The organism is Caldicellulosiruptor naganoensis (genome assembly GCF_026914285.1).
Classification (GTDB): domain Bacteria; phylum Bacillota; class Thermoanaerobacteria; order Caldicellulosiruptorales; family Caldicellulosiruptoraceae; genus Caldicellulosiruptor; species Caldicellulosiruptor naganoensis.
The window spans coordinates 1,896,051-1,912,622 of record NZ_CP113864.1; the positions used below are offsets into that span (position 1 = coordinate 1,896,051).

A 16,572-nucleotide genomic window follows, 5' to 3' on the forward strand; every position below is an offset into this window, starting at 1 on the left:
TTGAAAAAATTTCCTTCTCATTAATATTGTCTCTTTAAACTTACAAGTATATTCATGAAAGCATTTACCGACATTAAGCTTTTTAGAGCAGCCTATGTTGAAAGGAACTCCCACCCATATTAACGCATTTTGTTATTATAACATAAGCATTTTTGAGTGTCAATTAATTGAAAAATTTTTTGCGCAAAATTAAAGATGACCACCATTAAATTGTTGGGGTCATCTTCAGCAAATAGATACTATGAATTCTCAAAAGCAGTAACTATATCATATTTAGCAGTTCAACAATCTCCTCAGGGCTCATAACAAATTCAATTGCATCTATTTCAATAGCTGCCTTAGGCATCCCAAAGACCACACATGTCTTTTCGTTCTGCGCGATAGTAATTGCTCCCTTTTTTCTCATTTCCAATATACCATCACTTCCGTCAGAGCCCATGCCAGTCATAATTATACCTATAGCATCTTTTTCACACGCCTCTGCAATTGAACTAAAAAGAATATCTGCTGAAGGTTTGTGGCTTTTTATTTTCTCAAGGTCAAGTACCCTTGTATAAAGTTTCCCCTGTCTTTCTTCTACAGCTAAGTGATATCCGCCCTTTGCAATGTATATACATCCTGGTTTTACTTCTTCATTGTCTTCTGCTTCTTTAATACATTTTGATGTTATAAATGCAAGCCTTTCTGCAAATGCTTTTGTGAAGTTTGGTGGCATATGCTGAACGACCAAGATTGGCAAAGGAAAGTCACTTTTGAGGCTTTTGAACATCTTTTCTAAAACAGGTGGTCCACCAGTTGAAATCCCAATACCAACTACCTTAGCAGACTTCGCCCTTTCAATTAAGCTTTCTTCGAGCAAAATTTTTCTGCCTTTGATTTCTTCTAAGGTTTCTTTGCTCCGGATCTTTTTATACTCTTCACATGCAGCAGTTACCTTTTTAATCAGCTCATACTTAAACTCTTTTATTTCATCTTCTCCAGAGGGTTTTAAAATATAATCAAATGCACCTGCTGAAAGTGCTTCAAAAGTGGTATGAGCACCAGGGTGCGTATATGCACTTATCATTAAAATTTTGCTGTCTGTAATTTCTTTTATTTTCTTTATAAGTTCAACACCGTTCATGTACGGCATTTCATAGTCAATAGTTATCACATCGAATTTAAACTTTCTCACCCTGTCAAGGGCAATAAGAGGTGTCTGAGCAACCATTACAGAAAATCTTCCTGTCTGCTCTAAGATTGATTTGATGAGCTGTCTCATAAATGCTGAATCATCAACCACCAATACTTTATACATAAATCCATCACCAAAAAATCGAAATCTCATTATTATTTTTTCCCTCTTCAAAAACCTTAAAACAAAGTATTTCAAAAACTATTTACAACATCTTGTGTCAAACCTAAAAACTCATACAGATGTAAAATGGTAAATCTGTCTCTTATGTTTGGTGCGCAGGTAAAAGCTATAAAAAACAGTGCATCATCTATACCAAGATCTCTATAGTGCATTGGCATATCTAAGAATCTATATGCGTGGATTAAATCTTTATAAATGGTAAGTGTCTCATAAATTATTTTATCTATTGAATCCTTCTTCTCAACAAGCTTTTTTATAAGTTCTTCTCTGAAAGTTTTATCATTCAGTCTGTTTACTCTTTCAAGATTTGCTCTAATTACACTTTCATAAGCAAATTTAAAATATCTTCTCATCAAATCTTGCCATGCGTCTATATCCAGAGTATAATGTATCATTCCGAGAATTTCATCTTTACTCAAACTTAAAAAATGTTTATAAAATCTTAAGATATAAAGCGTCGCCAAGCCAACCTTTATGCCATGATAAGTTTTAACACCATGATATTCTAAAAAATGTGAAATATGATGCTCACTTCCTGAAGCTGGTCTTGAAGATCCAACTTTTGTCATCATCAGACCAGAAATTATCAATCCTTCAAGAAGGTTTTTGGAAAATTCTTTGGTCTCAATCGCGTAAAGAGTCTTTAAATAGGTATTTTTTACAGTTTCCAGTACATCAAGGTCAATTTTTTCACCTGTTAGAAAATGCGAAAGTTGCCAGTCGAGAAAAGCAGTAATCTTTCCCATCAAATCTCTAAAACCTGCTTTTTTTAAAGTTAAAGGAGCGTTATCTATTACTTCATTATCAATAAATACAGCTTCAGGGGCTTTTGCTGCAACTGTTGTCTTTAAATTGTCAATTGTAAGTGCAGCACCAGAAGATGTAAAACCATCCATCGAAGGTGCTGTTGGAAACAAAATGAAAGGAATTTTTAGCTTATAGGCTGTATATCGTGTTATATCTGAGATTGTTCCACTTCCCACTCCAACGAAGAATATCATTGTTGCTTGTCTCAAACAATACCCTGCCAATTGCATATTCATCAGCAACTAAATTTTCACTATCAAAACATACTACCCTGCATTCAATCCCTGTATTTTTTATTAGTTTATGAATTTTATTTCCACAAACATTATATGTATTCTTATCACATATAATCAACGGAGATTTGTATGAATTTTTCTCTAAGTACTCTAAAAGTTCTTCATAAGGATTCTCCCAAAAAATTTTCATTTTCAAGCATCCTTTCAAAAATATTTCTAACGAAAAAATCTATTTTAAAAAAGGCTGCCAAAGCCCAATTAATTCCTTTCACGTTGCTTGCAGCCTCTATTTTTTTTTCTATTCTATCGCCTTTGTTTCAACTTTTTCTCTAACTAACTTAATAAACTCCTCAATAGTAAAAGCCCCTAAATCACCTTTCCTCCTATCTCTCACTGCTATCGTATTATTTTTTTGTTCTTTTTCACCAACAATCACCATATATGGTATTTTTTGTAATTGGGCATCTCTTATTTTATATCCTACAGTTTCTGATCTGTAGTCTTCTTCAACTCTGAATCCATTTTCCTTTAGTGTTTGGGATATTTTTGCTGCATAATCATTGAAATTATCAGATACTGGTATTACTCTTATTTGAGTTGGTGCTAACCATACCGGAAATGCACCAGCAAAGTGTTCAGTAAGTATTGCAATAAACCTCTCTATACTGCCAAAGACAACTCTGTGTAACATTACCGGCCTATGTTTTGCACCATCTTCACCTATATAATATAAGTCAAACCTTTCTGGCATTTGAAAATCAAGTTGAATTGTTGCACACTGCCATGTTCTTTTCAAACTATCTTCAAGATGAAAATCAATTTTGGGTCCATAAAAAGCTCCGTCACCTTCATTTATTTTGTAATTTATACCTACTTCCTCTAAAGCTTCTTTAAGGGCAGTTTCAGCCATATTCCATTGCTCATCTGTTCCCATTGAATTTTCGGGCCTTGTTGAAAGTTCAACATGATATTTGAAACCAAACACACTATAAAAATAGTCAATAAGCTCAATTACACCTTTTATTTCATCTTTTATCTGTGAAGGTAACATGAATATATGAGCATCGTCTTGTGTAAAGCATCTTACTCTCATAAGACCATGCAATACACCAGATAGCTCATACCTGTGAACAAGCCCAAGTTCACACAAACGCTGAGGAAGTTCCCTATATGAATGTTGCTTTCTCTTATACACCAATATACTACCTGGACAGTTCATAGGCTTTATTGCAAATTCCTGATCATCTATTTTGGTAAAATACATATTTTCTTTATAATGATCCCAATGTCCTGACTGAATCCAAAGGTCTTTTGTCAACATTATAGGAGTTTTTATTTCCTGATAACCTCTTTTTTTATGTTCCTCTCTCCAAAAATCCTCTAATATGTTCCTTATAATCATCCCTTTTGGCAAAAAGAAAGGAAATCCTGGTCCTTCGTCAAATATGTCAAATAAATCAAGTTCTCTTCCAAGCTTTCTATGATCTCTTTTCTTTGCTTCTTCAAGCATTGAAAGGTGTTCATCAAGTTGCGATTTTTTCTCGTATGATACTCCATAAACTCTTTGAAGCATCTTATTTTTAGAATTTCCGCGCCAATACGCACCTGCCACAGAAAGTAGTTTGAATGCCCTCACTCTCCCTGTTGAAGGAAGATGGGGTCCTGTGCAAAGGTCAACAAATTCACCTTGCCTGTAAAAAGATATAGTTTCATCCTCTGGAATGTCATTTATAAGCTCAACTTTATAATTTTCTCCCCTCTCCTGCATAAACTTGATTGCCTCATCTCTTGTGAGTTCAAATCTTTCAATCTTTAAGTCTTCTTTTATTATTTTTTGCATCTCTTCCTCAATCTTTCCCAAAAGCTCCATTGTAATAGACTCGTCAACATCAAAGTCATAATAAAAACCATTGTCAATAGCAGGTCCAATACCAAGCTTGACTTTGTCACCAAAAATCCTTTTGACTGCCTGGGCTAAGATGTGTGAAGTTGTGTGCCAGTACACTTTTTTTCCTTCATCGCTTGAAAATGTAATGACTTCAAAACTACAATCCTCATCCAGCTTTGTCCACAAATCTTTTAAAATTCCATTTATCTTGCACGCCACTGCCTCTTTGTAAAGTTTCATGCTAATCGATTTTACTAAATCTAAAGCACAAGTCGACTTTTCAACTTCAATTACTTTACCATCCGGAAGAGTAACTTTTACTTTTTCCATCTTACGTATGCTCCTCCTTCTGTACAAAATAAAGTTTACAGCTTATACATCTTCTCCTAATAAAAGTCCCTTGAATTCCTTAAACCATCTTGAGAAAACTGTCTGAGAAATACCAAAATGTCCTGCTATATCTTTCTGATTTACTTTTTGCCCGCAAAGGTATTTTTTGTACACGTAATAGACAACTGCCGCAATTGCAGCAAGGTTTAGTCTTTTTCTCTCAAGCGGAAGAGTACTTAGAAGTCTATAAACGTCATTTTTCTCCTTATCATTTAACTTTACATTTTTGGTTATAATATCCACTATTTTGTTTGCATTTTCTTCAAATGTCTGAGAAAAGTACAAGTCAATGTGTTTTTGAAGTTGTTTTCTAAACTCTTTTTCTTCGGATAGTGATATAGCTTCACTACCTGTTTCAAAATAGTCTATTGTGTCCTTTTTAAAGGTCTTTATCACATTATCAACTTTCTTTAGAAAGTAGTCAATCTTTATCTCAGGCATATTATAACTTCTTTTCAGCTCTTGCCATATCTTTTTGGCTTTTATATACTGCCGTGTATTGTACAAACTGATAGCCTGGATATGCTTAAAATAAGGCTCTTTTGTAATTTCAAAAAGCTCTGCTGCCCTCTCAGCAATTGCAGCATGTTGGTTTAATTTTATCAATGTGTCTAACACTTTAATCTTGTCTTTATAGTCGTACGTCTTAAGGTCCAATATTGTTTTCAGCTGTTTTCTAAGCTCTTTTGTTTTGCCAATTGTGCTGTAAAAAAATGCTAAATTGCAATTTGCATACACATTGTATTTATCAACTTCTAAAACCTTTTTTGCTTCCTGTATTGCTTTTTCAATCTCCCCCATATAAAAATAAGCAAGTGACAAATTATTTCTTGCAGCAAAGATTGTATCGTCTTTGGACAATATCATCTTAAAATATTTTACAGCATCTTCATATCGACCATTTTCTAAAAGAAAATTACCTCTTTCTAAAAGTTTTGTAAGTTTCTCCATCTCTCTTTGTTCTTTTTCAAATTCCTGTTGAGTCTCTATAAAGTCAAGGAGGTCCTCTGCTGCTTCCTTAAATTCCTTGTTATTGCTAAGTTGAAGGTACCTTTTTAAAAAATGTTTTGCTTCTTTTAGCTTGCCCATCTCAAAGAAATTACAACCAAGTCCAAAAAGTGAATCGTAAAACTCAGGATTGTCTTGAGCAAGTTCTTGCAAAAGCCTATTTGAATTTTCAAAGTCTCCCACCTGGGCTAAAAGTCCTGCCAAGTTGAATTTTATCTCAATATTCTTACTATCAAGCTCAAGCGCTCTTTTCAGCCTTTCAATGGCAAGATCTATCTCACCTTTTTCATAATGTTTAATTCCTATCCTAAAAAACCTTGATGATGTAGGATGCAAATTCACAACCTTACCTTTCACCATCTTTGATACATACTCCTCTTTACAGTTTATCTATTGGCGGTAAGATAATCTTAAAGGTGTTCTGAGAATTTATATTTATTATCTTTGCAGAAGGATAAGTCTTTTTAATTCTTCTAAGACCTTTACCGCCTCTTAAGAATAGATTATGTTCGTCCAAAACTATCATCTTTTGGTAAATCCAAGGATTCCGCCTTCGGGGTATAATCTCCCTTCCCATATTATAAACCATATTACCCTCTAAAAGACACCCTGGGTTCACAATTTCTATAAATTTCTCACTAATTTTGACAGCTGCTGCCCTTGTTATATCATAATAGTCTCTGTGTACAAGAGCATTTGCCACAGCCTCAAACAGTGCCCATAAATTCTTTCGAGGATATTTACTCGTGAGATCACTTATCACTGCATTTATTATACTATATATGTTACCACAAATAATTCGGTTGTGGTCAAAAAATTCAAAAATCAAATAAGCAGAAGGTATAAAACGCTCTGGGCACTTACCAAAGACAAGCATTCCAGCCATAGTAGGATAAAAATTTCCGTTTTCTCTGTCTCTTTGAATAATTCCAAAACTCTCGAGTAAAATTGGATTGTCCCACTCAGAAGCAATTCCGCTTTTTTTAAAAAATAAGTTTATCAAATCCGGATCAAAGTCAGAAATATTTGCATTTCTTATAATTGTCATTTCAAAGTTGACAATACCACTTTCTCCAAACATAGAAGCAATCTCTTCTCGTTTTGCAACATCTGTTGTAGATCCACGTCTTATATAAAACACTCCATTTTGGACCATTTGATGGGGGCGCAAACTGCTTTTGTAAATAGTAAGAATTCCTAATTTTTTACTTTCATACTCCACAATCTCAAACTTAATTGAAACAGGCGGGTCACATCTGCTTGAGATTGTCTGCTGAATTTTCTCCTCGGTAATATTGTCATCGTTTATTCCAACAATTCTTTTGGTTTTGTCTTCAACACCAAAGATGATATATCCTCTGCCACCTCTTGAATTTGCAATAGCAATTACATCCTTTACAAGTTCCTTTTTTTCACTTTCTGTTTCTAAAGAAAGCTTACTTTTAAAATCAAGTTTAGGTCCTTCATCAGACTCAAGTAATGCTTTAAGTTTGTACTTGTCCATCTATCTTCATCTCAACATTTAAATTTTTTTTCCTCTTCTAAAACCTCTAAGAAAGCCTCAAATATCTCAGGGTCAAATTTTTTCCCCACATCTTCTTTCATTATCTTAAGTGCTTCCTCTTCAGAAAAGGCTTTTCTGTAGGGTCTGTCAGTTGAAAGTGCATCAAATACATCCGCTATTGCTATTATTTTGGACTCTATAGGAATTTTATCTCCTTTTATACCAAGTGGATAGCCACTTCCATCAATATTCTCATGGTGATATAGAACAATCTCTTTTATACTATCAAAGTATTCAATATTTGAAAGAATGTTATAACCATCTAATGAATGCCTTTTGACAATAGAATATTCCTCATCAGTGAGCTTTCCTCTTTTGTTGAGAATATTTTCTGGCACTACAATTTTACCAATGTCGTGTAGGTATGCAGCTATTTCTAAATCAAATAAATTTATGTTATATCCTTTTTGATTGACAAGTTTTTGCCCAATCTCTTTACTGTACTTCATCACCCTTTCAGCATGTCCTTTTGTATATGGGTCTTTCATTTCAATTAAAGATATAAGAAGTTTAATTGCTCCTTCAAAATTCCTCTTCTCTTTTTCAAAAAGTTCTCTTAAAAGCTCATCCTGCTTCTGCAAAATTGAAATTCTGTTTTTTATTTCATTTGAAAAATAAGTGAGTATTACCTCTACATTTTCGAATTTTCCTTCTCTTTTTATAGCTGGTTTTGGAACTGTAGCTTTACCGTTTATTGTCGAAAACAGTTTTATTGCATATTCTTCAAGTTTAAGTATTTTCCTTGTCAAATATACTCCACTTGCAAATGATATAAACAAAGTTAGATGTGTTAACAGAATAAAAATGATTAACAAAAGTTTTTCAAAACGTCTTTTTATCATAACAAGAGGCTTTTCGTCATGGTCTACAACTATACTGCCAAGAAAGTTATTATTTGTATCGTATATGACAAGTTCGTTTCTGACTAACTTATTTGTGTGACTCAAAATTCCTTTAGGTTGAAAATAGGCCTTATTTACAACAAAAGGCTGAATTAAAGAGACAAACTCTTTTATCTCTCTTGCCAAAAAAAGAGCTCCAATTACTGGCTTGTTTAAATCTTTGTTATCTAAAACAGGAGAGCAAACAAAAGCATAGACTCTCTCATTAAATTTCAAAAAACCTTTTTCAACAGGTATTAAATTGATATCATTATAACCATACTTTTTGTTTATTGTCTTTTGTACAACTTCAAACAAGTTTTCAGTAATTATATCCCTGAGAGGTTGATACCTTGAATACGATGCAATAATACCTCTCTTTTTGTAAAAACCAACAATAATTGAAAAGTCATATGGTTTTTGGCTTAACCAATTTGTCCAGTAAAACTCAATTGTTGTGAAATCATCGTTTAGAACTGCCTGGTAAATCTCATTCCAGATAGAATAGTCCTTTGCTATGATTGTCATGTCATCAAATACTTTTTGTGTTATCCTCTCTAACGATTTTTTTGTTGATTTATGAAATAGTCATAAGTTATTTTCTCATACTGAGGTATTACGTTTGTCATAACATACGCAGCCACAATTGACGAGGGTAAAATGCTATTAAGATTGTTACAATAAGTATTTTAATCCTTAGTTCCACTTTGCCACATCCTCTATTTTAAGCTTTGCCTTTTGTCGAATTCTGTCTAAATTTAGTATAACATATCGTGAGTTAACAAGTCATTTGTAAAAAATGAACAAACTACATACCACCTTCCCTTTTAAAATATATAAAATCCTTCTCCGAAATTTCAAATGGCCTTTTCTGCCCAATTATCTCACCCTTTTTTATTGTCTTACCTTTCTGTATATATGTGCTATCTAAATTCTCTAATATGTACAAGACCTTTTTCTTGTCCTGAATTACAATGTCAAATCTACCAGCTTTGTTTTTTATAGAGACAACCTTACCACTGCATGGAGCAATTATGTTGGTTGCTTTTGCAACAACTATAAAATACTCTCCATCTTGGGAAATTTCTATTTGTCCATCTGCTGGATACAAAAAAGTATCTGCCTCTTTTTTGTCAGTTGAGTATTTTTTAAAATATTCCCAAATATACTCTTTACTTCTAAAAAATTTCTGATGAAGTCTTTTGTATTATTGTAAACTTTTTCATCGTACAGATAATCTTCTGAGATCTTCAAAACTAAAACCGTTAATCTTGAAACATTGATATTTTGAAAGCATTACAAAAGACACTAAAATCAAAACTACCAATAACTTGGCACCCTAGAAATTACTTGGTGAATCTGAACTGGTCTTTATAATTTTTCTTTTTTTCACTTGCTACACACCTCTTTTTGTCCATTGTTTTCCTGTTTAATTTTTATTCTCTCTGATAAAAAAAGATGATAGCAAGCTTTTGCTATCATCTTCTTTGAATAATTTCCTTTATATCTTCAATAATAATAGATGGAATAATATCAATAATCCTTTCAACACTGCTATTTGCAGATACATTCAAAAGTCTTATTTGATCCTGTGTTACAACCAAAAAGGCGATGGGCATAACCGAAATTCCAGCACCAGTTCCACCTGCAAAAAGAGGAGAATTTTCATCTGTCTTGTTGTTCTTGCTGCTTTCCTGTTTTATATCTCCACCGCCCGCAACAAATCCAAATGACACTTTAGAAACCGGAATAATTGCAGCACCGCCAGAACTCTGGACAGCATCACCCACAATTGTGTTTACATCAATCATCTGTTTTAAATTCTCCATAGCAGTTTGCATCAACATCTCAATCGGATGTGCCACAACTTAACACCCCTCAGATTTTCTATTATTCTTTCTGAATTTTTGACAATTTGCAGGGGAAAAACTTTTAGCCTTAAATTTAGCTTAAAATAGCTTTCAATAAGCTGACCTTCAGAAAATCTTTTATACTCAATTTTCACATCTTGCCCATACGATAATAATATCCCCTGCAAAGAGAATACTATTCCACTTAAAATGCTCAAGATAAAAACATCTTTGCAATGTAACCTTACAACAACACTTTCTACTTTTAGACTGGAAATCGATAGAAATATTTTGAAAAGCTCCCATAGATTTTTAAAACTGCGTTTCCTTTTTTCTTTACAATAGGCACTTCTTTGTATTTACTTCTATTTGGAAACTTGTAAGAGAATGTTTTGATATAAAATATTAAGAACTTAAACTTTAACCTAATCTTTACGCACTCTTTAACTTCTGCCTCAATCTCAAAAACTTTAGGCAAGCAGAGATATACCATGGCAGCTAAAAGCAAGATTAAAAAAATACACTTCAAGTTTTTTTAAACTTCTTCCTTCTCAGAGGACAAACTTTATTATAATTATTCCCACAAAACAAAAAGAGGATACATCAAATTGATGTATCCTCTTTAGCTTCAACAAGCTTTTGTTTTAATTCTTCTAAATTTTTTATCCCTAAGGAGTTGTAAAAAAGTTCTGTCACCTCATACAAAGTCGGTCTTCCTATTGTGTCAAGCCTACCCGCTTCTTTTATAAGCCCTTTTTCCAGCAGATTTTTTATTACATTTTCACAGTTAACCCCTCTTATTTTTTCTATCTCCTGTCTTGTTATTGGTCCATTTAGTGCAACTATAGATAGCACCTCGTATGCAGCCTGTGAAAGTGAAGACTGTTTTTGTTCAAACTCAAAATACTCTTTTATATACTTTGAATTCTCAGGGTTTGTAATCAAAACATATCCTTTTTCTTCTTTTACAATCAAAAAACCTCTTTTCTCTGCAATGTACTCTTCTTTCAGCTCCTCAACATAATTTTCTACTTCTTCTTCAGAGATACCTAAAATTTTTGCAACTTTGCCTATTTCAAGCGGTGATGTACTTAACAAAAGTATACTTTCAATCACTGACTTTGCAGCCATTTTATCCATCTTTTTGAACCTCGCTACTTTTTTGTAATTTTAATGTCGTCAAACATCTTTTGCTGATGTACAGAAATATGTCCTAATTTACATAGCTCTAAAATAGCTAAAAATCTGTACACTATCTCCTCTTTTGAAATTCCTTTTATAAGAGCGCTAAAATATAAAGCACCTCTTTGTTTTATATGCTCAAGGACTTGTCTTATCACCTTTAAAATAGAAATTGTTGGCTTTTTAGTTATCTCTTGGAGCTTCTTGTCATTCTCATTTTCAACAGGAATTGTTTCTCTTTTTGTTAAAACATTTCTATATGCCTCAAAAAGTTTATTTATCTCAAGCTTTATTGCAAAATCCTTCTCAAAAGTTTCAAAACTAACTGCTCTTTTGTAACTTTCTCTATACGGATGATTTTCTTTTAAGTAAATTGCCACCTCTTTGTACTTTTGATACTCTCTAAGTCTTTCAACAAGTTCCTGCCTTGGGTCCTCTTCCTCCTGTTGCAGTTTTGGTAAAAGCATCTTTGATTTAATCTCCAAAAGTGTTGCTGCCATAACCAAAAATTCAGATACAGAGTCCACATTTATGCTGTCTAAATGCTTTATATACATTAGATACTGATTAGTAATCTCAGCAATTGGAATTTCGTAGATGTTTATCTTTTCCTTTTTTATAAGATAAAGCAATAGGTCAAGCGGCCCTTCAAAATTGGGAAGCTTTACCTCAAAGCTCATAACAGCCCTGCCCTATCCTTTGCCTCTTTTAATGTTTTGGATGCAATAGCGCGTGCCTTTTTTGCACCTTCCTCAATCACACCAAAAACATAGTCTATATCATTTTCAAGCTCTTTTCTTCTACTTTGAATTGGCTCTAAAAACTGAGAAAGACTTTCAAACAGCTTCTTTTTACATTCAACACAGCCAATTTTCCCTTCCCTGCAACTTGATTCTATCTCATCAATGGAATTTTGACTAAAAATCTTGTGATAAGCAAATACAGTACAAACCTCAGGATGACCAGGGTCGTTCTTTCTGATTCTTGCAGGGTCTGTGACCATGTTCATTACCTTTTTTCTCACACTTTCTAAATCTTCAGACAAAGCAATTGTATTGCCATAGCTTTTACTCATCTTTCGTCCATCTGTGCCAATTAAAACTTTCACGGTATTTAAAATTGGTTGTGGTTCTGGGAAAGTCTGTCCATACAAGTAATTGAACCTTCTTGCAATTTCTCTTGTCAGTTCCAAATGTGGAAGCTGGTCTTCCCCAACCGGCACAAGCTCAGCTTTGTATATCAAGATATCTGCTGCTTGCAAACAGGGATACCCCAAAAAACCATATGTCGCGATATTTCGCTCTTTTAGCTCTCTCATCTGGTCTTTATAAGTTGGGCACCGGTAGAGCCAAGAAAGTGGCGTTATCATTGAAAACAAAAGATGAAGCTCCACGTGTTCTGGCACATGCGACTGAACAAATATTGTGCACTTATTTGGGTCAAGCCCACATGCCAAAAAATCAATAACTACCTGTTTTGTATATTCTCTTAAATTTGAAGTATCTTCATACCCTGTTGTAAGTGCATGCCAGTCAGCAACAAAAAAGAAACATTCATATTGGTCTTGGAGTTTTACCCAACTTTCTATTGCACCAAAGTAGTTGCCCAAATGTAAAATACCTGTCGGTCTTGTACCTGATAAAACCCTTTTCATTCTAACCTTCTCCCATCCTTTGATGTTTCAAATTTTACATTCCAAAAAAACTTTTAAGGAAATAGTTTCACGATAATATCTATGAAACTAAAGATAAAATAAGCAATTGGTTGCAGTACAAACGAAAGCAGATACGGTGCAAAGAATATGCATGCAATTAGTATTATCTGCCCAATTATTTCAAATCTATCGTAAAATTCCATATATTTTGCTGGTGCAAATAGAAATAATATTTTCGAGCCATCAAGTGGCGGTATTGGTAAGAGGTTAAACACAGCAAGATATACATTTATTAAATATGCCTGCTGCAGCATAACTAAAATATACCTGTTTGAAATAAGACTGTAACTGTCAACATACTTTAAAATTAGAGCAAATGCAATTGCAGATAAAATATTTGCTACAGGTCCAGCCAAAGCAGTAATTCCCATACCGACCTTTGGATTTTTGTAGTTTCTCGGGTCTGTTAAAACAGGTTTTGCCCACCCAAAACCAAATAACATCAAAGCGATTATTCCAAAAATATCAATATGTGGCAGCGGATTTAATGTAATCCTTCCCTGCCTTTTTGGAAGATCATCTCCTTGCAAATAAGCAACATATCCATGGGCTGCTTCGTGTACAGATATTGCGAATAAAAGACCTGGAATTCTAAGTAACATCGTTGAAATATCTGGCAGACTCATAATTCTTTCTCTCCACAACCTTTTATATTTCTAAATCATTTCTGACTATATCTTCATATGTCTCACGCTTCACAATCACTTTAGCTTGTCCGTCTTTTAAAAGTACAACCGCCGGACGTGGAAATCTGTTGTAATTGCTCGACATAGAATAATTATATGCACCTGTTGCTAAGATAGCAAGGTGCTGCCCTGTTTTTAGCTCAGGAAGTTTTATGTCTTTAATGAGTATATCTCCCGACTCGCAACATCTTCCTGCAATTGTGTAAACTTTTGTCTTTTCGCCAAGCGGATTTTCAACAACATATGCGTCATATTTTGCCTGGTAAAGTGCATAGCGGGGATTGTCTGTCATGCCACCGTCAACAGATGCATAGTTTCTGACATTGGGAATCTCTTTTATACTACCGATTGTGTAAAGAGTAATTCCAGCCTCACCAACAATCGAACGCCCTGGCTCTAAGACTATAAAAGGTTTTTTGAGCCCTTTTTGCTGGCAAAATTCTTCTACCTCTTCAGCTATAGCCTCTATAAACTTTTCTAATTGAGGTGGCTGGTCAAATGCAGTGTATTTAATACCAAATCCGCCGCCTAAATCCAAAATCTCTATTTCATAACCAAGTTCTTTCTTTATTTTTAATATAAACTCAAGCATAACCCTTGCTGCAAGCTTAAATGGTGCTGTCTCGAAAATCTGTGAACCTATATGGCAGTGAAGGCCAAGTAAGTTTAGCTGCTTTTTCTCTAATATCTTTTTCACCATTGAAAATGCTTCACCGTTTTCAAGGGCAACACCAAACTTAGAGTCTATCTGACCTGTTCGAATAAATTCATGAGTGTGTGCTTCAATTCCCGGCTTTACTCTGATAAGAACATCTGCACGCTTTGCCTTTGTCTCACAAATAAGACTCAGCATCTCAAGCTCATCAAAGTTGTCAATTACAATTTTTACTTCCTTTTCAACTGCCATTTCAAGCTCATCATATGTTTTGTTATTTCCATGGAAAAATATTTTATCAGTTGGAAAATCTACCGAAAGAGCAGTGTAAAGCTCTCCGCCTGAGACAACATCAAGTCCTATCCCTTCTTGTTTTGCAATCTGGCACATTGCTTTTGTACAAAAAGCTTTTGAGGCATAGATTATCAGTCCATTTTCTCCAAAATATTTTTGTAATGCGTTTTTGAATCTATTTATATTTTCCCTAATCATTCTCTCATTCATAACATAAAGAGGTGTTCCGTACATCCCTATCAAATCAAGAAGGTCAATCCCTTCCCATGAAAGATTGCCCTTTGGCGATATTTCAAGGTTGTATCTAAGCTGCATCCTTTCTTCCCTCCAAAAACGGTTTTAATAATTCTAACATATTAATTTGTTTAGATTCAACCCACACTTTGCAACATTTTTAGGCTGTTTCAATATTTGCTGCATCGTGAAGATTTAACATATCTATCGCCATCTCACGAAGCTTGTACTTTTGGACCTTGCCATTAGCAGTTGTAGGAAAGCTATCGACAAACATGACATATTTGGGGGTTTTGTGACGTGATAAGTTTTGCCTTACATATTCTTTTATCTCTTCCTCAGAAACTTTTGCCCCATCTTTTAAAATTATAAACGCCATTATCTCCTCACCATAGACTTTGTCTGGAACTCCAACCACCTGAACATCCTTGACAGCAGGGTGTGTGTATAAAAACTCTTCTATTTCACGCGGATATATATTTTCCCCACCTCTTATTATCATGTCTTTGAGCCTTCCAGTAATTCTCAAATATCCATTTTGGTCTATGTACCCTAAATCCCCTGTGTGAAGCCAACCATCTTGGTCAATTGCCTGCCTCGTTGCCTCAGGCATTTTATAATACCCTTTCATGATATTATAGCCCCTTGCACAAATCTCACCAATTGTCCCGTTTGGCACCTCTTTTTTTGTGTTTACATCAACTATTTTAATCTCAACACCTTCTAATGGCTTCCCCACAGTTGACACTCTAAACTCAAGCGGGTCGTCTACCCTTGTTTGAGTTATCACAGGAGATGCTTCTGTCTGACCATATGCAATTGTTATTTCCTTCATATTCATCTTCTCAACAACTTCCCTCATAACTTTGATAGGACAAGGTGCTCCCGCCATGATACCAGTTCTGAGTGAAGAAAAATCAAACTTGTCAAAATCAGGATGCTGCAGGATTGCAATGAACATTGTTGGTACACCATGAAGAGCCGTACATCTTTCATAGTGGACTGTTTCCATTACCATAAGTGGATTGAAATGGTCAAGAGGTACCATTGTAGCACCTTTTGTTACACAAGCAGTGATGCCCAGTACAAGTCCAAAACAATGGAAAAATGGAACAGGAATACAAAGCCTGTCCTTATGAGTGAGTTTCATGCACTCAGCAATTGCATAAGCGTTGTTTAGAATATTTCTGTGTGTGAGCATAACCCCTTTTGGAAACCCTGTTGTTCCAGAGGTGTACTGCATATTTATAACCTCATCAGGATGCAGGCTTCTTTGTCTTTGGTAAAGATCTTCGTCTGTAACCTTCTTCCCAAGTTCTACAACTTCATTCCAAGTATACATCCCTTTTTGAGGCTCTTCTCCAATGAAAATTAGTCTTTTTAAATATGGTAAATTCGGATTCTCAAGTTTTCCTTTTTCACAAGTAGCAAGCTGAGGATTTAGTTTTTTTACAATCTCAAGATAATTAGAATCTTTAAAACCTTCTATAAATATGAGAGTTGAACTATCTGATTGTTTTAGCAGATATTCAAGTTCGTAGATTTTGTAGTTAGTGTTTACTGTAACCAAAACAGCTCCAATCTTTGCAAGAGCAAAAATAGAGATAAGATATTCTAACCTGTTTGTTGCCCACACAGCAACATGTTCACCTTTTTGAATTCCTATTGCCATAAATCCCTTTGCTGCATCTTCTACCATTTTTTTTAGCTCAGTATATGTGAGATAAATTTTTTTATGATGATAAATTACAGCAAGATTTTCTGCATACTTTTTTGCTATCATATCAAAATAATCAGGAATAGTCATATCAATCAAAGCCATCCTG

Annotated in this window: 15 protein-coding genes and 1 pseudogene; all 16 read right to left on the reverse strand. The window is 34.3% G+C overall.

Going from position 1 to position 16,572, the window contains the following annotated elements:
- Positions 1–262 precede the first annotated feature (262 nt).
- Entirely contained in the window at positions 263–1,297 is a 1,035-nt protein-coding gene (locus tag OTJ99_RS09500; RefSeq protein ID WP_108720942.1) for a protein-glutamate methylesterase/protein-glutamine glutaminase, read from the reverse strand.
- 71 nt (positions 1,298–1,368) lie between these two features.
- Entirely contained in the window at positions 1,369–2,373 is a 1,005-nt protein-coding gene (locus OTJ99_RS09505) for an iron-containing alcohol dehydrogenase (protein WP_235374784.1), read from the reverse strand.
- Positions 2,294–2,590, reverse strand: coding sequence for a dehydroquinate synthase/iron-containing alcohol dehydrogenase family protein (locus OTJ99_RS09510; RefSeq protein ID WP_235374782.1), 297 nt, complete (start codon positions 2,588–2,590; stop codon positions 2,294–2,296). The genes OTJ99_RS09505 and OTJ99_RS09510 overlap by 80 nt, the downstream gene beginning before the upstream one ends.
- Positions 2,591–2,698: 108 nt before the next feature.
- Positions 2,699–4,618, reverse strand: a complete 1,920-nt coding sequence (thrS, locus tag OTJ99_RS09515) for a threonine--tRNA ligase (RefSeq protein WP_045165666.1) — start codon at positions 4,616–4,618, stop codon at positions 2,699–2,701.
- 42 nt (positions 4,619–4,660) lie between these two features.
- Positions 4,661–6,046, reverse strand: a complete 1,386-nt coding sequence (locus OTJ99_RS09520) for a tetratricopeptide repeat protein (RefSeq protein ID WP_045165665.1) — start codon at positions 6,044–6,046, stop codon at positions 4,661–4,663.
- A gap of 19 nt (positions 6,047–6,065) precedes the next feature.
- A complete protein-coding gene (locus OTJ99_RS09525) occupies positions 6,066–7,190 on the reverse strand; it encodes an RNA-binding domain-containing protein (RefSeq protein WP_045165664.1) in 1,125 nt (374 codons plus the stop codon).
- A pseudogene (locus OTJ99_RS09530) lies at positions 7,171–8,837 on the reverse strand (HD domain-containing phosphohydrolase). Before OTJ99_RS09530 ends, OTJ99_RS09525 begins: the two are co-directional and overlap by 20 nt.
- A gap of 102 nt (positions 8,838–8,939) precedes the next feature.
- Positions 8,940–9,242, reverse strand: coding sequence for a M23 family metallopeptidase (locus tag OTJ99_RS09535; RefSeq protein WP_052671497.1), 303 nt, complete (start codon positions 9,240–9,242; stop codon positions 8,940–8,942).
- Positions 9,243–9,609: 367 nt separating this feature from the next.
- Entirely contained in the window at positions 9,610–9,996 is a 387-nt protein-coding gene (gene ytfJ / locus OTJ99_RS09540; RefSeq protein WP_052671496.1) for a GerW family sporulation protein, read from the reverse strand.
- A 250-nt stretch (positions 9,997–10,246) separates the two neighbouring features.
- Entirely contained in the window at positions 10,247–10,510 is a 264-nt protein-coding gene (locus tag OTJ99_RS09545) for a hypothetical protein (protein WP_045165662.1), read from the reverse strand.
- 74 nt (positions 10,511–10,584) lie between these two features.
- Positions 10,585–11,121: an SMC-Scp complex subunit ScpB gene (scpB, locus tag OTJ99_RS09550; RefSeq protein ID WP_045165661.1), complete on the reverse strand. Its 537-nt coding sequence runs from the start codon at positions 11,119–11,121 to the stop codon at positions 10,585–10,587.
- A 14-nt stretch (positions 11,122–11,135) separates the two neighbouring features.
- On the reverse strand, positions 11,136–11,843 hold the full coding sequence (locus OTJ99_RS09555; protein WP_045165660.1) for a segregation and condensation protein A: 708 nt from the start codon (positions 11,841–11,843) through the stop codon (positions 11,136–11,138).
- The gene (gene trpS / locus OTJ99_RS09560) at positions 11,840–12,817 is read right to left on the reverse strand and encodes a tryptophan--tRNA ligase (RefSeq protein WP_045165659.1); all 978 of its coding nucleotides are present in this window, start codon (positions 12,815–12,817) and stop codon (positions 11,840–11,842) included. Before trpS ends, OTJ99_RS09555 begins: the two co-directional genes overlap by 4 nt.
- 53 nt (positions 12,818–12,870) lie before the next feature.
- The gene (locus OTJ99_RS09565) at positions 12,871–13,503 is read right to left on the reverse strand and encodes a site-2 protease family protein (RefSeq protein ID WP_200889479.1); all 633 of its coding nucleotides are present in this window, start codon (positions 13,501–13,503) and stop codon (positions 12,871–12,873) included.
- A gap of 22 nt (positions 13,504–13,525) precedes the next feature.
- Positions 13,526–14,827: a diaminopimelate decarboxylase gene (gene lysA / locus OTJ99_RS09570; RefSeq protein WP_045165658.1), complete on the reverse strand. Its 1,302-nt coding sequence runs from the start codon at positions 14,825–14,827 to the stop codon at positions 13,526–13,528.
- Positions 14,828–14,906: 79 nt separating this feature from the next.
- Positions 14,907–16,568, reverse strand: a complete 1,662-nt coding sequence (locus OTJ99_RS09575; protein WP_045165657.1) for an AMP-binding protein — start codon at positions 16,566–16,568, stop codon at positions 14,907–14,909.
- Positions 16,569–16,572 lie beyond the last annotated feature (4 nt).